Below are 19,971 nucleotides of genomic sequence, written 5' to 3' on the forward strand. Positions count from 1 at the left end.
CGGGTCGAGGTCGGGCGGGTCGAAAGCACTGCGGGTGAGAGACTGGCCTCATGTCCGACGTGTTCGAAGTGCCCATCCGCGACGAGTCCATCCGGCTCGGTCAATTCCTCAAGCTGGCGAGCCTGATCGAATCCGGCGCCGAGGCGAAGGAAGTGATCGCCGAGGGACTCGTCAGCGTCAACGGGGAGGTGGAGGTGCGGCGCGGGCGGCAGCTGCACGTCGGGGACATCGTGGAGATCGGGGCTGCCGCCGCACGCGTGACGGCCGGGGCGTGAGCCTCGAGGTGACGGCCTGCAGCGCCGATGCGACCACAGCTGCAGTCTCCGAAATCCTCGATCCCCTGCGACGTTCAGGGGAGACGCCGCACCTGTTTGCCGAGGGCGAACAGACGGCGGGCGAGCCTCATGACGGGAATACCCAGCGGAATCAGGATGATCGTTACGCACAGCAGCCCACCGACGAGCCATACCACCGCCGCAAGGATCCCCACCACCGCCCCGAGCACGGCCGTGAGGATCCCCAGCACCGCATTGAGCAGGCCCTTTAGCGCTCGCATGATGACCTCCTGGTTACCAGTTTGCGCGCATACGGGCCGGGGCGCACTCGTTTTCGGTCGACCTCCCCACACCGGCTCGGCCCGCAGGTGATGCCCGGGTGCGGGAGGCGAAGGCTGTCTCGGAGGTGCTGTCAGTCGGTTTCGTCCGGGTCCTTGTCCTCGCGCCGGTCCAGGATGCCGGCGGTGACGCCGTAGGGCAGGAAGCGCACCGACCGGAGCGGGTCGGTGTTGTTCTTGTGGGCGCGCAGCGCCTCGAGTTCGGTGGGGAAAACCTGCTCGACGCGGGCGGTTCCGTCGCCGTCGAGCGTGTAGATCACCCACACGCCGTCGCCGGTCTCGCCGGCGGTGGGCGGTGCCGGGCGGGTGCGCGGCGTACCGCCGAGGTCGGGGAAGATGCTCGACCACGGAATCCCGGCGTCCGGTTGCTCGACGAACCGGCCGATCTTGGCGGCCAGGTCCCGCAACCCTTCCCCGGCGTCGCGGAAGACGCGGTCGAGGTCTTCCGGGTCGAATCCGAACGGGTTGTTGTCGCCCATGAGGGCCTCCTGACGTCGCGGGCCGCACGTGCGGCCGTGATCCCTCCAGTGTGGGCACTGCCGCCGAACCTCGCCACCATCGGCTGAGAGGACGGCGGCCCGCGACGTCAGGAGGCGTATTCGTGCGGCCGGACCGGTTCCGCCTTGCGGCACGCAGGGAGGTCCGCGCCGTTCGCAGCGCCACGAGCGTGCCGGTTCCCTATCGGTCCTCGGCGCGGACGACGATCCCGTCGTGGTCGCTGTAGAGCATCTCGCCCGGGTTGAACGTGACGCCGCCGAACTCCACCGGCACGTTCTTCTCGCCGGACCCGGTCTGGGTGCTCTTGCGCGGGTTGGTGCCGAGCGCCTTGATGCCGATCTCGAGGGTGCGCAGGATGGCCGAGTCGCGGACGGCGCCGTTGACGACGACACCGGCCCAGCCGTTGTCGACGCCGCGGCCGGCGATGATGTCGCCGACGAGGGCGGTGTGCACGCTGGCATCGCCGTCGACGACGAGGACGCCGCCGTTGCCGGGCTCGCCCAGGGTCTGCTTGACGAGCAGGTTGTCCTGGAAGCAGCGGATGGTGGTGATCCGGCCGGCGAAGACCTCGCGGCCGCCGAACTGGACGAACTGCGTGTCGCAACTGCGGATGTCGGGGCCGATCTCGTCGGCGAGGTCGGCGGTGGCCGGAACGTCGTTGGTGGAGGGTTCGCTCATACCGCCGAGAGTAGTGGGGTGACGGCGTCCACTCGGCGTGGGACGGATAGAGACAGATCATCTGCCTCTTTAGATTTCAAACCGGTAGATTCTTGTATCCTAAGTGCCATCGGGGCTGGGATGGATGACGCACACAGGACGGTGAAATGCCACTCGACGGAAGCTCGACGGTCGTTCGCGTGCCCAAGGCAGGTGAACTGATCGCCGCGAGCCTGCGCCGCCAGATCATCACCGGGGAACTGCACGCCGGCGAGCCGTTGCCGAACGAGGCCGCACTGATGGAACGCTTCGGCGTTTCCCGGCCCACGTTGCGGGAGGCGTTCCGCATCCTCGAGTCGGAAGGCATCATCACCGTCCTGCGCGGCGCCCACGGCGGCGCCCGCGTGCAGGCGCCGGACGGCTCGACCGCCGCCCGCTACACCGGGCTGCTGCTGCAGTACCGGGGTGTCCCGTTGGCCGACGTCTACCGCGCCCGCACCGAACTCGAGGTGGACGCCGTCGGCCTGCTCGCCGCCGCCCCCGCCGGGCGCATCGACACGCTCGCCGAACTGGTCGAGCGGGGCGAGGAACTCCTCGACGACCCCGCCGCCTTCGCCAAGTACGACACCGAGGTGCACCGGGCGGTGATGGAACTCGCCGGGAACCAGACGATGGCGGCGCTCGCGGGGATGCTGCTCGACATCATGGACGCACACAACGCGCTGTACCTGTCCACGCGCGCCGATTCGGCGGAACGCCCCGGGGCGTCCGCGGCGTTGCGTGCCAACCGCAAGCTCGTCACGTTGCTGCGAGGAGACGATGCCGAGGCGGCGCAAGCGTTCTGGCGCAGGCACCTCGACAGCGTCGAGCGGTACATGACGGGTGACTCGGCGACCACGCTCGTCGAGGTGCTGTCCTAGGACCCCGAGCTCCCAGGGCACCGTGCTCCCAGGGCACCGTGCTCCCAGGGCACCGCGTCGAGGGGGACGTTGCCGCGCCGACATGCGAGAGGGGCGCTACGTAGCAGCCCCCTCGGCGCAGGAAACTCCCGCTCGGCTCAGCGCCCGAATCGCCGCTCGTACTCGTTGCGTTCGCGGTCGGCCCGCACCCGTGCCTTCTCGCCGAGCAGGTTGGGGTCGAGGCCGTGCTGCTCCAGGCGGTGCCGCCGCCAGATCTGCATCAGGGCGATCGCGAAGTACACCAGCGGGATGAAGAGCAGCGCCATCATCGCCAGCGGAATCCACACCGGCCCGGGGATGAGCAGGAACAGCGCCAGGAACGGCACGATCGGCAGGGTGAACCGCACGAGGTAACGCATCGTCGCGCCGGGCCCGACGAGGTCGTTGCGGACCCAGTCCTGGAGCGAGTCGGGGAGCGTGCGGCCGAACAGGTATCCGACGTACTGGGTAAAACTCGGTCGCGCACTACTCGTCATGTATCCGAGGATAGGCCGCCTATCCGTACAGCCCGGTGAGCCGGTCGGAGAAGTTGTCGATGACGATCTTGCGGCGCAGTTTCATGCTCGGCGTGAGGTCCCCGGCCTCGACCGACAGCTCGCGGTCGATGATGGTGAACTTCTTGACCTCCTCCCATCGGTTGAGCTGCTCGTTGAGCTGGTCGATGTACCCGGCGATCAGCTCACGGGTCTTCTCGTCCCGGGCGATCTCCGCGAACGACTTGTCGCCCATGCCGTTCTTCTGGGCCCACTCGTGGATCGCCTCCGGATCGAGGCCCACCAGCGCCACGCAGTACGGCCGGCCCTCGCCGTGGACGATGATCTCGCTCGCGTACGGGCACAGGCCCTTGAAGGTCGCGGCGATGGCGGACGGCGCGACGTACTTGCCCTGCGAGGTCTTGAACATGTCCTTCTTGCGGTCGGTGATCCGCAGGAACCCGTCGGAGTCCACCTCGCCGATGTCGCCGGTGTGGAACCAGCCGTCGTCCTCGAACGCCTCGGCGTCCGCGTCGGGACGATCGTGGTAACCGCTCATCACACCGGGACCCTTGATGAGGATCTCCCCGTCCTCGGCGATCTTGACCTCGGTCTCCGGGAAGGGCCAGCCGACCGTGCCGAAGCGGTAGGCGAGCGGCCGGTTGAGGAACGTCGCGGCGGAGGTCTCCGACAGCCCGTACCCCTCGAGGACGATGATGCCGACGGCATCGAACCACTGTGCGACGTCGCGGTCCAGCGGCGCGGACCCGGAGACGAAGAACCTCAGCCGGCCGCCGAACCGCTCCCGGATCTTGGAGAAGACGAGCTTGTCGGCGACCTTGTACTGCAACCGGTCCAGCAGCGACGGGTTGCGGCCCTCCTGCTTGGCCTTCGAGACCCGCGTTCCGACCCCGACGGCCCAGTCGAAGATCTTCTTCTTGATGCCGCCCTCCTCCGCCATCATCGCCTCGATGCGCGCGTGAGCCTTCTCGAAGACGCGTGGGGCCGCGCCCATGAAGGTCGGCCGCACGACGGCGAGGTTCTCGACGATCTTCTCGACCCGGCCGTCGATGGCGGTGGGCATGCCCACCTGCAGGGGCAGGCTCAGCAGCACCTTGCCGAACACGTGCGACAGGGGCAACCACAGGTACTGCAGATCGTCCGGGCCGAGAATGCCGAGGGCATCGACGGCGGCGGCGGTGTACGTCCACGCCGAGTGCGGCAGCCGAACGCCCTTGGGCTTGCCGGTGGTGCCCGACGTGTAGATGAGAGTGGCGAGGTGCTCCGGCCGGATCTCCCGGACCCGATCCTCGACGACGTTCGGCGACTCCGCGATCAGCTGCCTGCCCCGCTCCTCGAGGTCGGCCAGGGTGATCACCCAGTCCCCGTCCCCGGGGCCGTCGATCACCACCACCTGCTGCACGTGCGGCAGCTGTGCGCGCTGCTCGACGAGCTTGTCGACCTGCGTCCTGTCCTCGGCGACGACCACGCGGCTGCCCGAGTTGGACACGATGAACCCCACGTCGGGAGCCTTGGTGGTGGGGTAGACCGTCGTGGTCGCGGCGCCCGCGCACATCACCGCGAGGTCGACGATCACCCACTCGTACCGGGTCGACGACGCCAGCGCGATACGGTCCTCGGGCTCGACGCCGAGCGCGATCAGCCCGGCCGTGAGCAGGCGGACACGGTCACCGACCTGCTGCCACGTCACGCTCTCCCAGCCGTCGTCCTTCGGGAACCGGAACGCCTCCGTGCCGGGGCTGGCCGCGACACGATCGAGGAAGAGCCGAGCCACCGACGGTGCCCGCTTCTCGATCTTCGAGTGGTCGACGGGTTCGTCGGAGATTCGCAGCGCTGTCATACCCCGAGTCTAGGAAGGCCGCACGAACCGTGGGGAGGGTTTCGCCTGTTCGTTCCGGTGTCCGGTCCACCCTCACCGCGCCTGCCGGTGCTGCCGGGCGTGGGGCGAGCCGCGGCCGCCCGCAGTACCTGCGGTGCGCGATCGGGGACGCGTCCGTGATCGCGTCGGTGAGCGCGTACAGCTGCCATCGGCCGGGCACCCCGGCGAGCCGGTGCCGCTGTGCGACGTCGTCGCGTGACTCCTCGATGGGTCATGCAGTCAAGGCCAGTCTCACCTCCTCGGCAGGGTCGGTGACGGTCTCGGCGGGCTTGTCGTTGCGGGGACGAGCCAGAACGTCCAGGCAACGTCAACGGCTACCGCGAGATCCTGGGTTTGGATGCCACTTCCGCCGAGGACGGGGCTGGCTGCCGACCTTCCCGATCCCTGGTCGACCGCGGGCTGACCGGGGTGAAGGGGGTGACCTCCGATGCCCTCGCAGGCTGACGTCGGCGATCGGAGCGACCCTGCCCGGCGACTTGTGGCAGAGGTGCCGCACCTCTGCGCGACGAACTTCGCGGCTGTCACGCCGAGGTCGTCGTGGCCTGGGGATACCGCCCGCTTGCGGGGACGATGAAGACACTGCTGCATTCGGTCTACGACTAACCGGATGGTGCTGAAAATTCGACTTCTCGCCGCAGTCGCCGCAGCCTTCGCAGATGCGTTCGTTGATCATCACCCGGGTGGTGGGGGTGTCGATCGTGCCGCGCTTGCGCTTGCGCCGCTTTTCGGCGGCGCATTCCTGGTCATGGATCAGCACGGTCACACCGGGCACGGTGGCCAGTTCCTGCTGGACCTGCACGAGCTCGTCGCGGTCACGCACGTCGACCCCGCGGGGCAGACGCAGGGCCTTGATCCGGGTGCGGTCCTCGGTGGTGACGACGATCTTGCGCACGCCTTCGGCGAGCAGCAGGCGGGTGATCCGGTCGAGCGGCATGGCGCCCACCGGGCCCTGTCCGCCGGTCATGGCGACGGTGGCGTTGTAGAGCAGTCTGTAGGTGATGTTCTCGCCCGAGGCGACGGCGGCGCGCAGCGCGAGGCCGCCGGAGTGCATGAACGTGCCGTCGCCGACGTTCTGCACGAAGTGATCCTCTTCGAGGAACGGGGCCATACCGATCCACTGGGCGCCTTCCCCGCCCATCTGTGTCAGGCCGATGACGTCGCCGACCTGCTTGTCGTCCATCATCATCACCATCGCGTGGCAGCCGATGCCGCCGCCGATGAGGGTGTCCGGGGCCACTTTGGTCGAGGAGTTGTGCGGGCAGCCGGAGCAGAAGTAGGGGGTGCGGGCCAGCAGGGGCAACACGATCCGCGACCGTTGGGGTCGTTCGCGCCAGCGCTGGACCGGTTCGATCTCGTATTCGCCGCCGAGACGGCGCGCCAGAGCGCCGGCGATCAGATCGGTGTCGAGCCCCCCGAAGGCGTTGACCAGCGACTTTCCGGTCGGGTCGGTCCTGCCGAGCACCAGCGGCGCGTCGGGGCGACGGTAGAGGATGTCGCGAAGGGCGGTTTCGAGGAACGCACGTTTTTCCTCGACGACGATGATCTCGGTCAGGCCGTCGGCGAAGGTGTGCACGATCTGCGGATCGACGGGATAGATCATCCCGAGTTTGAGGATGCGGATACCGAAGCGGCGCAGGTCGGTTTCGTCGAGTCCGAGGACGGTGAGCGCTTCGCGCAGGTCGAGGTACGTCTTGCCGGAGGTGACCAGGCCGATGCGATCGTCCGGTCCGGAGCGCACGATGCGGTTGAGGTGGTTGATGCGCGCGTACTCGAGGGCCCGCGGTAGTCGATCGTGCAGTTGGCTGCGTTCGAGGGGCAGCAGGTTCGGTCCGACCAGGTGGGCGCTGGGGGTGTAGGTGCTCGGGCCCAGGTCGCCGAAACTGGGGTCGATCCGGTCCGGGTGCACCACGGCGGTGCCGGCCCCGTCGGCCACGGCGGTGACGATCTTCAGCCCCGACCACAGCCCGGTGAAGCGGGACAGGAACGGTGCGTGCAGTCCGTAGTCGAGGACTCCTGCGGATCGGCCGGGTACAAGGTGGGGATCAGCAGATCGGCCATGGCTACCTCGGAGGCGCAGGCCAGGCTCGAGGACTTCCCACCGGGGTCGTCGCCGACCAAGGCGACGGCGCCGCCACGCGGATCCGTGCCGACGAGGTTGGCGTGACGGATGGCGTCCGAGGCACGGTCGAGGCGGGGCGATTTGCCGTACCAGTAGCCGGTCACCGCGTCGGTGCGCATCCGGCCCACCTGCGGGGCCATCTGGGTGCCGAGCACGGAGGTGGCGGCGAGCTCTTCGTTGACCGCCGGCCGGTGCACGATGTCGAAACCGTCCAGGATCTTCTTCTTGCGGGCGATCTCGAGGTCGTAGCCGGCCAGCGGAGAGCCCTCGTAGCCGGAGACGAACGAGGCGGTGCGCCGACCGTGGCGGCGGTCGAGGATCGCCCGGTCGCGCAAGGTCCGCACCAGGGCCTGGATGCCGGTCAGGTAGACCGTGCCGTCGTCGAGAACGTAGCGATCGTCGAGCGAGAAGTCGGACACGGGAGTGTGCACGGTGGTAGACAAGGTGATTCCTTCGAGGATGGGTCGCCCGATCAGGCCGGGGTGGCGCCCGAGCTGAGCCCGGCGACAAGGTCTTCGACAGAGGGGGCCGCATCGATGCGGTCGATGAACGCGGTTTCGGCGAGGTGAGCGCGTTCGCAGTGCTCGACCACCTGGGGGACGTCGAAGAACGGGATCATGCAGATGCCGTCGCGGTCGGCGACGAGGTAGTCGCCGGGATGGACCCGCCGCATCGATTCGGCGACCCTCACCCGGACCGCTCGGCCGTTGAAGTCCTCGAACGGATGCACGTGCAGCGCAGCTCGACCGTGGCGTGGGAGTCCTTCGGCGGTTCGCCTTCCGGAACCGTGAATCGCCAGTACGTGACAGGCGACAGTTCGTCTGTCAGGACGGGCCTGCCCGATTCAGCCCGGTAGACGTTCGTGGTGCCGTAGAAGAACTCTCCACGATTCGGTCCCATACCGCTGCTGCCACGGCATTCACCCCGCAGACGACCCCTCGCAGGTGCGAGGTCACTGGGCAGTGGCAGGCGAACCGACCGGCTCCACGGCAGCGCTGCCCGTTACGGGATAGACGGCGTACTCCACGCCCGAGAGGTACTGGACGGTACGCACCACCTGGCATGAGTAACCGAACTCGTTGTCGTACCAGACGTAGAGAATGGCGGTGTCACCGTCGACGATTGCCGCGTTGGCGTCAATGATGCACGCCGCGCGTGAACCGATGAAGTCGCTGGACACGGCGTCGGTTGCCGCGGTGTAGTCGAGATTCCGACTCAGTGCGCCTGTCAGCGATTCCTGACGAAGATGTTCGAGCACTTCATCTTTGGTGGTCTCACGCCCCAGCTGAAGGTGAAGGATGGCGACGGAGACGTCTGGGGTGGGTACGCGGATCGAGTTGCCGGTGATCCTTGCCTGAAGGCCGGGAAGTGCCTTCGCCACGGCCGACGCGGCACCTGTTTCGGTGAGCACGAGGTTGAAGGGCGCCGATCGGCCGCGCCGATCGGCCTTGTGGTAGTTGTCCAGCAGGTTTTGGTCATTGGTGAAGGAGTGCACGGTCTCGACGTGGCCTCGCGCGACACCGAACTCGTCGTCCATGGCCTTCAGGGGCGGGACAATGGCATTGGTGGTGCACGATGCGCACGAGACGATGTTCTCGGTCGGGTCGAGGTCGCGGTGATTGACGCCGTGCACAATATTGGGCACGTCGCCCTTGCCGGGCGCGGTGAGCACCACCTTGGCCACACCCGGGCGGAGATGCTGCGACAGCCCGTCGCGGTCACGCCAGATCCCGGTGTTGTCGATCAGGATGGCGTTGTCGATGCCGTACTCGGTGTAGTCGACGCTCGTCGGATCGTTGCTGTAGATGAACTTGATGACGTTGCCGTTGGCGATCAGGGTGTTGTTCTCTGGGTCGACCTTGATCGTGCCGTTGAACTGCCCGTGGACCGAGTCGCGACGCAGCAGCGAGGCGCGCTTGGTCAGGTCGTCACTACCGCCCTTTCGGACCACCACGGCGCGCAAGTTCAACCCATTTCCCGAGCCGGCCTTTTCGATCAGCAGTCGAGCCACCAGTCGACCGATGCGCCCGAATCCGTACAGGATCACATCCTGCGGCTGCGGAGACGTCGGAGCGGCACCGGCCAGTTCGGCAAGACTGCGTGCAACGAACTCAGGGATCGACACTCCGTCGCCGTTCGCCCGGTAGTTCATCACCAACAGTCCGAGATCGATCTTGGAGGGCCGGAGGTCGAGATGCGTCAGTGCCTCGAGGAAAGGGAACGTCTCTTCGACGGACAGCTCGTCGCCGCTGATCTGTCGGGCGAAACGATGGGTTCGCAGGATGCTGATGACCGACTTGTTCACCAGGGAGCGACTGTGAAGCAGAATGGTCACCGAACGCGTGCGGTGTAAGCCACCGATGACCGGGATCATCGCTTCCGCAAGAGCCTCCTCGGAGTTCCACTGTGCCAATTCTGCTGTGCTCACTGTGCTCCTCTGCCTTTCCGGCTCGTGGGACACGTCCGGTGGTTGGATGCCGGCCCGGACGAGACGCACGTCACTCGCCGGTCAGCGTTCCGGATCGGTGGAACAGTTCACGACCGACGCCGATCAGGACGTGCGCAACACCAAGCATATGGAAGCGCTCCCTCGGATCGACAAGCCGGTGGCCGAAACCGTCCCGGGGCGTGGACCTGCCGCCTCACGCGAAGAATGCCACGGACAACCTGCTGTCCTATCCATCAGTAGCAGCAGGAGGAGGCTTCTTCGTGTGAGTGAGCGGCGGCGGCGCACAGCAGCAAGCAAGCAGAGGCCGATACCCCCCTCGCTGCGGTGCGGACGCAGGTCACATCCTGGTGGATCGGATTCGGTCACGTTCCAGCGGGCGCACGCGGGAAGGCGCATGTGCGCGCCCTCCGCGACCATGGCGAAGAAGAGCGGGGCTCAGGCTCGACGCATGGGCTCATGTCGGCCGTAGCCGTCCCGGTCTGTCCGTCGATCGCGTGCGGGGCAGTGGAGTGCTAGACCCGGCCGCCGCGTCCGAGGCGATGGCCGCAGTGGCTCGGAGCCTGCACGGAGCGGAGCGAGTGGCAGCGTTGACGGTTACCGGGTCTTCGCCTACGTCGACGTCCAGGGACCGGACGCAGGGTGCGCGTTCGACGCCGCCCGCGAGGAAGCGGCGTTGCATCCGCTGTCCGACACGCGCCTGCTCGGCCTTGTCGAGCAGGCACTCGAGGTCGGCTTGCACCCGACGAAGCTGCGCACCCTGTCCGGCACGGGAGTCGGGATCATGCGACGCGACTTCGGGGTCGAGTTGCCCGCGCCCGGCAACGACTGCCTCTGACAGCGCAACACAGGCGAGGCTCCCGGAATCCCTGGTTCCGGGGGCCTCGCCCGTGGCGTAGGAACGTCGTTCCGGCACGAGCCGGAATGACGTGGGCGCCACCACTACCGCGTCCAGCACAACCGGGCGCGTACGGTCGCCACGTCTCGCACCTCCAGCACGAACACCACCTCGATCCGATCGCCGGTCGGTCGCCGGACGGCACCAGCAAAGATGCCGTCGTGGCGCTGTTCGCTGCCGCCGATCCGGCCGGATTGATCGGCTGGGACGGTCCCGGTCCTGAACCCGTGTTCCAACGCGAAGCGGGCACAGGCGCCATGGCACCTTCCTCGCTCGTCGTTCCGTCCAACTCTGCTGCACCGCAACATTAGTGGTGGATAATGTCGGTTATCCACCAATGCACACGGGAATGGGCAGCATCATCGGCGCCCGCCCGTACCGGGTCCGCGGAGACGGTGACCGCGGTACCGCGATCTGGAGGAACACGTCGCGTGGTTCGCCGAACCGATCGTTCCCGCATATCACTCACAGGTGATATCATAGTAGTGTGATACATTGAGGAACGATGACATGGGACGTGGACCTCGAATACATCGAAGACTGGCTGATCGACTTGGATCAGGACACATACGAGCAGGTCGTGGCCGCGATCGAACTGCTCGCAGAGCGAGGTCCGCAACTCGGCCGACCCCTGGTTGACACCGTCAAATCGTCCCGCCACAAGAACATGAAGGAACTGCGACCGGGATCCAGTGGCCGATCGGAGTTGCGCGTGCTGTTCGCGTTCGACCCGCAGCGCAGGGCGATCTTTCTGGTGGCCGGCGACAAGGCGGGGAAGTGGGACAAGTGGTACCGGGTGAATATCCCACGTGCCGACGATCGCTTCGACGATCACCTGAACCGACTCGAAGGGAAGTGAAATCGATGGGCATCAGCCTCGAAGACCTGCTCGCCAAGCGCCCGGTGCGACGGAACGCGGTCGAGGCGCACAAGGCGCGGATGCTCGACCAGGTCCGCGCCTACCGACTCAAAGAGTTGCGCAAGGCACAGCACCTGACCCAGAAGCAGGTGGCCGAGCGGCTGGAGGTGGGGCAGAACCGGGTCTCGACCATCGAGCGCGGTGAGCTCGATCGTATCCAGCTCGACACCCTGCGCCGTTACGTCGATGCGGTCGGCGGCACGTTGCGCATCGAAGTCGAACTCGGCGACGACCGATTCCAGATCGCGTAGCACCGTAGAGCCGGGGAAAGGTGTTCCTGCCTTCCCTCGGACGGGGAGCGATCATTCGGCGTCCTCTCCCCGTCGCAGGCGCCGGCGCACAGCGATCCGTATCCGGTCCGGCGCACCCGGAGGGTGCACGCACAAACCCGCGCAGCAGCAGTGGACCGGTGGGTGAGCCGGCCCCGTGGCCGGTGGGGGGCGCGTCGGGTGGTGGCGGCGGCGATCACCTTCCATGGGTCGAGTGGCCCGTAGCCGGTCGAGACCGGCAGCCCCCGCCGGTTCGAGACGCTGTTCGGCACGACGACCCACCAGCGCGCCGCCGATCCGATCGCCGAGCCACTGCGCCAGCGGCTCGACGAGGTGGCCTTCGGCCACGTCACCGACGAGCCGATGGACGTCGATCTGCTCCGTGAGTTCGATCGCCGGATCCGGATCGACCCGATGCCCGACATCGCCGGCAGGTGGCGCAGGAAACTCTCTCGTCGCCAGGGGGTCGGCACTCCTGCGGCCGCGCCGGGTGATGGTCCGCCGAGGTGGCCCGTCTTGCGGAGGGCCCGCTCAGCGAGGGGTTCTCCGAAACCGATCGACACCCCCCGACTTTCGACCCTCAACGACATGCAGTCACGCTGCCGGAGACCTTCAAGAAATCGTTCCGTGCGTTGTGGGTTGCTCAGTGGAACCGCATGGGTGAGCACGAGGCGATCGGTGGTATCGCTGTCCCGCAAGCCGTGAGGTGGGCCGTCAACGAGATGATCCTCGGCGCCCAGCCGGCCGCCTTCATGTACGCCGCCGGTCCGTCCTTCGCCGGCGTGCTCCACGCCAACGGCACCGAAGAGCAGAAGAAGTGGGCCGCGACCATCGTCGAACGCGGCTGGGGCGCCACCATGGTGCTGACCGAGCCCGATGCCGGTTCCGACGTCGGCGCCGGCCGCACCAAGGCGATCAAGCAGGACGACGGCTCCTGGCACATCGAGGGCGTCAAGCGGTTCATCACCTCCGCCGACTCCGACGATCTGTTCGAAAACATCTTCCACCTCGTCCTCGCCCGCCCCGAGGGCGCCGGCCCCGGCACCAAGGGCCTGTCGCTGTTCTTCGTCCCGAAGTTCCACTTCGACTTCGAGAAGAACGAGATGGGCGAGCGCAACGGCGTGTTCGTCACCAACGTCGAGCACAAGATGGGCCTGAAGGCGTCCGCCACCTGCGAGGTCACCTTCGGCGGCCACGGCGTGCCCGCCCAGGGCTGGCTCGTCGGCGAGGTCCACAACGGCATCGCCCAGATGTTCGACGTCATCGAGCACGCCCGCATGATGGTGGGCACCAAGGCCATCGCAACGTTGTCGACCGGCTACCTCAACGCCCTGGCCTACGCCAAGGAACGCGTGCAGGGCGCCGATCTGACCCAGATGACCGACAAGACCGCCCCCCGGGTCACCATCACCCACCACCCGGACGTGCGGCGCTCGCTGGCCATGCAGAAGGCCTACGCCGAGGGTCTGCGCGCGGTCTACCTCTACACCGCCGCCCACCAGGACGACGTCGTCGCCGAGCAGATCTCCGGCGCCGACCGCGAGCTGGCGCACCGCGTCAACGACCTGCTGCTGCCCATCGTCAAGGGCGTCGGCTCCGAGCGCGCCTACCAGTACCTGACCGACTCGCTGCAGACCCTCGGCGGTTCCGGCTTCCTGCAGGACTACCCGATCGAGCAGTACATCCGCGACGCGAAGATCGACTCCCTCTACGAGGGCACCACCGCCATCCAGGCGCAGGACTTCTTCTTCCGCAAGATCGCCCGCGACCGCGGCGTCGCCCTCGCCCACCTCACCGGCCAGATCCAGAAGTTCCTCGCCTCCGACAGCGCCGACGAGCGCCTCAAGTCCGAGCGGGCCCTGCTCGCCACGGCCCTCGAGGACGTCCAGGCCATGACCGCCACCCTGACCGGCTTCCTCATGGGCGCCCAGGAACAGCCGACCGAGCTGTACAAGGTGGGTCTGGGCTCGGTGCGGTTCCTGCTCGCCTTCGGTGACCTGCTCATCGGCTGGCGCCTGCTCGAGCAGGCCGAGATCGCCCTCGCGGCCCTCGACGCCGGCCCGGACGCCAAGGACAAGGCGTTCTACGAAGGCAAGGTCGCCATCGCCGGCTTCTTCGCCAAGAACGTCCTGCCCGAGCTGACCGCCGTGCGCGGCATCGTCGCGAACGTCGACCTCGACATCATGGAGCTCGACGAAGCCGCGTTCTGACCGTAACCCGGCCGCCGACCGACCGTGCGCTCCTGTCCTTCGATAGGCGAGGCACGATCGGTCGGCGCAAGCTACGTTCATTTCCCGGAAAACTGGTCGATCGGAGACAACAGGGGTTGCCGGGCCTGCCGCTCGGTGAGCACGCCCTGCTCGACCTCGACCTCGACCGGGTCGGTCAAGTGCTGGGCGAGCAGGTCGGTGTTCGGATACGCGTCCAGGAAGGCTTGGACCTCGATCCACCTGTAATACACCCCCACCGCCGGACTCGCGCCGGCGGCGGACTCCGGTGCCAGAGAGAACCGTTCCCCGCTCTCGGTGGTGGCGCCGAGGGTGCCGGCGTCGACGGTGATGTCGCCGCGGCGCAATCGGGTGAGCTGGGTGAACGGCATCCCAATCGCGGCCAGGGTCAACAGCAGCGCGTCGCGGCGGCCGAACAGCCCGCCGGGCCAGCCGGTGGTGGGCAGCTCCACTGCCTTTCGTAGCAGGAGGGGGGCGAGTCGGTCGAGCCGGTCGGCGCGGGCTGCATCGAGGCGGCGGCGGACGGTTTCGCTGCGGCCGGGCGACGGGTGGCCGTGGCGGGTGTGGACGGTGTTGACCGCCGACACGCGGCGGCGCTGGGTGGTGGGGGCGGCGGGATGCTCCCGGAGGAACAGCGCGAGCGCCTCCGGACTCGCGGGGATGGATGGCTGGTCGGTGGCGGTGCACCAGTCGACGAACAGCGCCCAGTCGTGCCGGTACCGCGCCGGGATCCGCAGCCCCACTGTCGTTCCCGCAGAATCACCGAGTCGCTCAGTCGGGAGGACTGGCGGAGTGACGGTATTCGGTGGGTGCGGTATTCGTCATGTCTTTCCGGGGTTGTCATGGGTGTGTCCTGCGGTGTCGGTTCGGGCGGCAAGGTAGGTGGTCCAGTCTCGTCGGGTGCGGCCGGCCCATCGGGTGGCGGTGGTGATGTTGATGCCGAGCACGTCCGCGGCGATGGGGGCGGGAATCTCGCTGGCCCAGGCCGCTCGGGCTGCGTGGCGGGCGGGTCGCGGGTCGATTCCGTGCGCTCGAAGGTTGCGCGCCAGCACTTTCGGTGTGGTCGGCTTACCGATTCCTCGTCCCTGGAAAAGGAATCGGGTGGTGGGATCGAGGCTCTGGAAGGCAGCACGGCCGGCGGCGTCATCGGAGAGGGTCTGCAGGAGCGTGGCGAGGGCAGGGGGTAGCAGGACCGTGCTGTCGCCGATGCGGAGGTAGGTGTCGGCGTCGGCGTCGGCGACGGCGCCGGCGATGTCGTCGGTGGTGAGATCGGCGATGCTGGTGATGGTGCGTCCGTAGAGCAGTACCAGCGCGCCGCTCGCTCGCACCTGTATTGGCAGCGTCTCGTCGTGCAGGCAGCGAGCGAGCATTGCCCAACGGTCGTCATCGGTGATGATGTGTGAGGGTTCGCCGCTGTGCGGTTGCGGCACGACCAGGTCGGTGCACTGTTGGTGGGCGGCAGCCCAGGCGATGAAGTTGGTCAGGAAATATCGGTAGCGGCTGCCGCCGTCGAGCCAGCGGTCGAGGTCTGCCTGGGTGGCGGTGGCCAAGGTGGTGTCGTGTTCGTCGAGCCAGGACAGAAAGTCCAGGGCGAGGGTGATCTGGCTGCGGGCGTAAGCGGCGGCATTGTCCGTGACGGGGCGGCTGCGGGCGCGGCGGCGAGCTCGGCGTAGCACGTGCCAATGCGCGAAGGGACACACCAGTGCTCCGTGGTGGGCGGGGCGGCCCTCGAGGATCTCGTCGAGCCAGGGTCCGATCCGTTCGAGCAGGTCGGTGCGTTCGGGCAGGATCCCGGCGTAGACGAACAGAGCGCGGAGCCGGGGCAGTGCAGCGCTGTGGGGGTAGCTGTCGAGCAGTTGGTGGGTGATCGGTTCGTCGTGAGCGCGTAGGGCTATCTGGTGCAGCAGTGCCGCGCCGCCGCGCCGGCGGTGCAGCCAGTACCGGATGATCTCGGGGTTGGGCACCGTGCGGAAGACCTCGTCGAGCGCGGTGAGTGGGGCGGCGATGCCGCGGTGCGGATCGGTGATCACAGCGTGCAGTGTGGTGATCAGTGCGTCGTGGCTGGTTTCGTGTCGGCGCCGACGGATCCGGTCGGGTGATTCGGTGAGCTCGGGTTCGAGGACATGGCCGGCGTCCCGGCACGGCAGGCACACCGGATGCTGCGCACGCGGATGGGCCGGATACGCGGTGCCGCAGACGGTGCACGATCGCAGGCGTCGGGTTCGGCAGCGGATGCAGATGTCCGGGGTGGTTGCCGTGGCGCGGCGGTCGATGCGTCGCTGCTCACCACAGGCGCCGCAACGGCGCAGGGGCCGGCGGTAGCAGGACTTGCAGATCGGTCCGTGGTCGGTGTGGGCGTAGGTCGGAGTGATGTGCTCGCAGCGGCAACAACGCCGCTGCGGAGTGCGATAACAGTTCGGGCACACCGCGGCGCCGTCGGCGCGCCGGGTCTGCACCCGCAACACCCGTCCGCAGGTGCCGCAGGGTTCGCGCCTGCGGGGGATGCACGAGTGGCACAGGGGATCACCGCGGTCGGTGTGGGTAGCGATCGGGCGGTCGCGGCGGCACCGCCCACAGGGTGCGCGATGGTAGAAGCGGCGGCAGTGGTCGCAGACTCGGCCGCCGTCGACGAGGTGCGGCAACAGCGCGGGCTTACCGCAGCGCAGGCAGCCGGGGACGACGACGGTGGGGTGGCCGGCGTCGGCCAGCAACCCGGCCAGCCGCTGCAGCGTGATCGGCGCGTCCGAGGAACCGCTGGTCAGCGCGTCCGGATGGTGGGCCAGGTGCGCCTCGAGGCGGCGCAGGGTGTGCGCGACGGTGGCGCGCTCGACGAATCTTGCGGCGGCGGTGGGATCGAGGCCGGGCACCACCGCGCAGACCCGGGCGGCGGCGCGGTCGAGCACCGTCTGCCGCGGTTCCCGACCGGCCCGGGCGGCGGTCATGTGGCCCGCGGCCGGCGAATGGTGGTGCGCCGGGCCTGTGGGGGGACGATTCGTTCGGCGGGGCCGACGGTCTTGGCGACGGGGGTGTTGACCACATCGATCTCGATCAGGTCGTTCGGGGTGCAGGCGAGGATGTCGCACAGGGCGGCGAGGGTATCCATCGACAGTCGTTGCGGCGGTGCGGTGACCAGCCGGTAGACCTGCTCGCGGGAGAGGTGGATGCCACGGTCGGCCAGCAGCGGCACCAGGTCGGTGGTGGCGAACATGTCCTGTTCGGCCATGCGTCGGCGCAGATTCCAGCGGTAGCCCATCTTCCTGATCATCGGCGTTGCTCCCACAGTTCGGTACGGCTGTGCAGGGCGCGGCGGATCAGCCGGCGCCGGTACTCGTCCGAAACCCCGGTGTAGAGCGCCGTGGTCGACGCGTAGCGGTGCCCGACCTGCTCGGAGACGAACCGCTCGGGGTAATCGAACTCGATCAGATGGGTGACATAGGAATGACGCAGGCAGTGCAGGTCGAGCTCGGTCGGCAACCCGGCCGTCTGCCGGGCCGCGACGAACGCCTCGTTGATGCTGCGCATCGACATCCGTCCGGCCCGTTCGCTGACCCATACCGCTGCCAGCGGACCCGGACGCAGCAGTGGACGGACCTCGGTGACCCAGTGCTCGAGCACCTCGACGATCCAGTCCATCTCCGGCACCGTGAGCACGGTGCGACGCTTGGGTGGGCTGCCCTTCGACGCCTTACCCCAGCGCACGAACCACGCCCCGTAACGGCCGTACTGCGCCGCGGCGGGGCTGTGCCGCCGATCCGCCAGGTCCAGCCCGTGCACCTCACGGCGGCGTAGACCGTAGGCGTACACGGTCTTGAGCAGCGCCGCGTCCCGCAGCGCGGTGAGCGCTCCCTTGCGGCCCCGGCCGCGGATCTGTTCCACCCGGGCGTCGGCGGCGTCGAACAGCGCTTGGACCTCGTCGTAGGTCAACGGGCGCCGTCCCGGCTGCCCCTCGACGTCGGCGACATGCGCGATGGTATTGCCTTCGTGGAAGATTCGTTGCGGCACCCGCGAGAACCGCTGCTCGCACACCGCGGGCCATCCGTACCGACGATCGGTGACGTACTCGACGAACAACGCGATCGCCATCTCATAGCTGCGCGCTGTGGACACCACGATCGGTCGCGCCCGCGTCTGCGAGCGCAGATACGTGATGAAATCCTCCCCATCGGCCGGTTCCCACTGCCACGGATAGGAATTGGTGAACTCGGCCATTCGCCGCACCACCGCCACCCGCGGACCGATCGTGCCGGACTCGCTCAGAAACCGGGTGCGCTGCTGCCGCTGCCACCCGGCGAGCATCGCCTCGAATACCGCCTCCTCCGGATCCAGGTGCACCACCGCATCGGCCAACACCAGATGCGCCGCACCGGGCGGGTCCACCACCGAATCCATATGTTGCATTGAACACAACATTGTTGAATTGCGTGGCCGAAACGAGGTGTTCTGCCAGGTCACGGCCCACGCACGCCGGATACTCGACGCACGGGCACGCCCCCCTTCGCCGCACGTCGAGCACTTCTCCCCCCGCTTGCGCAGTGTTGCATCCGATGCAATTCCGCCCGGTTACTCACCCTACAAACCCAGGTTCGTCACGGCGTTGCCGAGCAGCGGGGCGTGTTCGCGGGCGTAGACCTCGAGCATGGCCGGGGTGGTGTGCCCGGTCTGGCGCATGATGGCGTGCGCGGAGGCGCCGTTGCGGAAGGCTTGGGTGACGAACCCGGCCCGCAGCGAGTGCCCACCCAACTGCGTCACGATCTCCGGGTCGTAGCCGGCGTGGGCGGCGCGGCGGCGGATCGCCGCATGGACCGCCGCCCCCGACAGCGCCGTGGTGGAAAGGTTGCCGTTGCGGCGGATCGCGCGCAGCAACGGCGAGGCAGGCACGGTGCGGGGGCGGGGGCCGCGGCACACGTGCGCCGCGAACGGCTCCGCATTCCGGAGCAGCCGGATCACCGCGGGCCGACCGCCCGCATCGTGGGCGGCGACGACCTGCGCCCACCGCATCCACGCGCACGGCGGGCAACTGGTGTGACTGTGCGTGAACGGCAGGGCCCGGACGGTGCCGCGGCCCTCCTGATCCGTCTTCGAGCGACGGAGCTTGATATGCAGGCCGTCGAGCCGGTGCAGCGCCACGTCGCTGCAGGTGAGGGCGACGAGTTCGCTGCGTCGGAACGCCCCGGCGAAGCCGAGCAGCAGGATCGCGGTGTCGCGGCGTTCGACCACCTCGTCCGCCCACCCCTGACAGGCCGCTCGGGATTTCTCGACGATGGCGAGGACATCGGCGGTGAGCAGCGGCGCCCGCGGGCTGCGGGGCCGGTCGCCCGCGGTGGCGTAGTCGCGGCGGATCCCGGACAGCGTCGCTTTGACCAGGTCGTCGCCGGTGGGGCTGGGGTGCCCGTGCTGGCGGTGGTGGTGGGCGATCGCGGCGAGCCGGTGGGCGAGGGTGGCCGGGGAGTAGGCGCGGGTGCCGGTCTCGGTGACGGTGTCGGCGCAGGCGATGAGGAAGGCGGCGACGGTGACCGGGTGCGCCGGCAGCGCACTGTGTCCTTCGCCGGCGCACCAGGTGGTGAAGGCGCGCCAGGCCGAGGCGTAGGTGCGGCGGGTGCCGGCGGCGCGGGCGGCACCCACCGCCGCGGCGATCTTCGCGGCGGTGCCCGGCGGCAGGTCCGGCAGCGCGGGCCCCGCCGGGACGTCGGGCACGGTGGTGGGCTGCTCGTCGGGGGTCTCCGGGCCGGTGTGCACGGTCGGAGACGTTACCGGACGGCCCCGACACTCTGCTCTGCGTGGGAAAACGTGCTCACCTGGGGGTTCCGGGGGATAGCTGCGTAAACGGCATTTTTCGTCACCGACCTCGTACCAACCGTGAGTGACAAACCTCCAGGTCGCAAAAGCGCCCGATATACACCTTTCGCGTAGGTCATTTTCGGTGTCAGTTGTCCATTGCCATTTGATCTTGAGACTCTGCACGAGAATTTCAGTGGTGCGACCTGGGATTCGT

16 protein-coding genes and 4 pseudogenes are annotated in these 19,971 nt (G+C 68.2%); 7 read left to right on the top strand and 13 right to left on the bottom strand.

Features of this window, described 5'->3' with window-relative positions:
* Positions 1-50 precede the first annotated feature (50 nt).
* Positions 51-275, top strand: a complete 225-nt coding sequence (locus ISO16_RS17875; protein ID WP_006931525.1) for an RNA-binding S4 domain-containing protein — start codon at positions 51-53, stop codon at positions 273-275.
* 74 nt (positions 276-349) lie between these two features.
* On the opposite strand, the gene ISO16_RS17880 is transcribed toward ISO16_RS17875, so the two are convergent.
* The 3 genes from ISO16_RS17880 to rraA all read right to left on the bottom strand — a co-directional run bounded on the left by ISO16_RS17880 (position 350) and on the right by rraA (position 1,789).
* A complete protein-coding gene (locus ISO16_RS17880) occupies positions 350-556 on the bottom strand; it encodes a hypothetical protein (RefSeq protein ID WP_006931527.1) in 207 nt (68 codons plus the stop codon).
* 131 nt (positions 557-687) lie between these two features.
* Positions 688-1,092 (bottom strand): hypothetical protein, encoded by a 405-nt coding sequence (locus ISO16_RS17885; protein WP_072633868.1) that lies wholly within the window; start codon positions 1,090-1,092, stop codon positions 688-690.
* Between the two features lie 199 nt (positions 1,093-1,291).
* Positions 1,292-1,789: a ribonuclease E activity regulator RraA gene (rraA, locus tag ISO16_RS17890; protein WP_029546851.1), complete on the bottom strand. Its 498-nt coding sequence runs from the start codon at positions 1,787-1,789 to the stop codon at positions 1,292-1,294.
* Between the two features lie 146 nt (positions 1,790-1,935).
* Between rraA and ISO16_RS17895 the strand changes: the two genes are divergently transcribed.
* Complete coding sequence (locus ISO16_RS17895) at positions 1,936-2,688, top strand: FadR/GntR family transcriptional regulator (protein WP_006931543.1); 753 nt, start codon at positions 1,936-1,938, stop codon at positions 2,686-2,688.
* 137 nt (positions 2,689-2,825) lie between these two features.
* Here the strand turns inward: ISO16_RS17895 and ISO16_RS17900 are convergent, their stop codons facing one another.
* Entirely contained in the window at positions 2,826-3,203 is a 378-nt protein-coding gene (locus ISO16_RS17900; protein ID WP_006931544.1) for a DUF5313 family protein, read from the bottom strand.
* Between the two features lie 19 nt (positions 3,204-3,222).
* Positions 3,223-5,061: an AMP-dependent synthetase/ligase gene (locus ISO16_RS17905; protein ID WP_072633869.1), complete on the bottom strand. Its 1,839-nt coding sequence runs from the start codon at positions 5,059-5,061 to the stop codon at positions 3,223-3,225.
* A 342-nt stretch (positions 5,062-5,403) separates the two neighbouring features.
* Between ISO16_RS17905 and ISO16_RS17910 the strand changes: the two are divergent.
* Positions 5,404-5,700, top strand: a pseudogene (locus ISO16_RS17910) (transposase); the annotation flags it as partial.
* Between the two features lie 19 nt (positions 5,701-5,719).
* On the opposite strand, the pseudogene ISO16_RS17915 reads toward ISO16_RS17910, so the two are convergent.
* The 3 genes and pseudogenes from ISO16_RS17915 to ISO16_RS17930 form a co-directional block, all read right to left on the bottom strand.
* Positions 5,720-7,662 (bottom strand): annotated as a pseudogene (locus ISO16_RS17915) (indolepyruvate ferredoxin oxidoreductase family protein); the annotation flags it as partial.
* Between the two features lie 29 nt (positions 7,663-7,691).
* The gene (locus ISO16_RS17920; RefSeq protein WP_230304381.1) at positions 7,692-7,949 is read right to left on the bottom strand and encodes a hypothetical protein; all 258 of its coding nucleotides are present in this window, start codon (positions 7,947-7,949) and stop codon (positions 7,692-7,694) included.
* 222 nt (positions 7,950-8,171) lie between these two features.
* Positions 8,172-9,647 (bottom strand): glyceraldehyde-3-phosphate dehydrogenase, encoded by a 1,476-nt coding sequence (locus ISO16_RS17930; RefSeq protein ID WP_072633870.1) that lies wholly within the window; start codon positions 9,645-9,647, stop codon positions 8,172-8,174.
* 694 nt (positions 9,648-10,341) lie between these two features.
* Between ISO16_RS17930 and ISO16_RS28740 the strand changes: the two genes are divergently transcribed.
* The 4 genes and pseudogenes from ISO16_RS28740 to ISO16_RS17950 all read left to right on the top strand — a co-directional run.
* On the top strand, positions 10,342-10,503 hold the full coding sequence (locus ISO16_RS28740) for a hypothetical protein (RefSeq protein ID WP_230304382.1): 162 nt from the start codon (positions 10,342-10,344) through the stop codon (positions 10,501-10,503).
* A gap of 565 nt (positions 10,504-11,068) precedes the next feature.
* A complete protein-coding gene (locus tag ISO16_RS17940; protein WP_072633872.1) occupies positions 11,069-11,422 on the top strand; it encodes a type II toxin-antitoxin system RelE/ParE family toxin in 354 nt (117 codons plus the stop codon).
* Between the two features lie 5 nt (positions 11,423-11,427).
* Complete coding sequence (locus ISO16_RS17945) at positions 11,428-11,733, top strand: XRE family transcriptional regulator (RefSeq protein WP_072633873.1); 306 nt, start codon at positions 11,428-11,430, stop codon at positions 11,731-11,733.
* 518 nt (positions 11,734-12,251) lie between these two features.
* Positions 12,252-13,961: pseudogene (locus ISO16_RS17950) on the top strand (acyl-CoA dehydrogenase); the annotation flags it as partial.
* A gap of 89 nt (positions 13,962-14,050) precedes the next feature.
* Here the strand turns inward: ISO16_RS17950 and ISO16_RS17955 are convergent.
* The 5 genes and pseudogenes from ISO16_RS17955 to ISO16_RS17975 all read right to left on the bottom strand — a co-directional run.
* A pseudogene (locus ISO16_RS17955) lies at positions 14,051-14,722 on the bottom strand (hypothetical protein); the annotation flags it as partial.
* 78 nt (positions 14,723-14,800) lie between these two features.
* Positions 14,801-16,921 (bottom strand): hypothetical protein, encoded by a 2,121-nt coding sequence (locus ISO16_RS17960; protein WP_072636905.1) that lies wholly within the window; start codon positions 16,919-16,921, stop codon positions 14,801-14,803.
* Positions 16,918-17,244, bottom strand: coding sequence for a helix-turn-helix domain-containing protein (locus ISO16_RS17965; RefSeq protein ID WP_072636904.1), 327 nt, complete (start codon positions 17,242-17,244; stop codon positions 16,918-16,920). The genes ISO16_RS17960 and ISO16_RS17965 overlap by 4 nt, the downstream gene beginning before the upstream one ends.
* Positions 17,241-18,368, bottom strand: a complete 1,128-nt coding sequence (locus tag ISO16_RS17970; protein ID WP_072636903.1) for a tyrosine-type recombinase/integrase — start codon at positions 18,366-18,368, stop codon at positions 17,241-17,243. Before ISO16_RS17970 ends, ISO16_RS17965 begins: the two co-directional genes overlap by 4 nt.
* Positions 18,369-18,548: 180 nt before the next feature.
* Entirely contained in the window at positions 18,549-19,715 is a 1,167-nt protein-coding gene (locus tag ISO16_RS17975) for an integrase (RefSeq protein ID WP_442800798.1), read from the bottom strand.
* Between the last annotated feature and the right edge of the window lie 256 nt (positions 19,716-19,971).

The sequence above is a fragment of the Rhodococcus sp. M8 genome (assembly GCF_015654185.1).
GTDB lineage: Bacteria > Actinomycetota > Actinomycetes > Mycobacteriales > Mycobacteriaceae > Rhodococcus > Rhodococcus aetherivorans.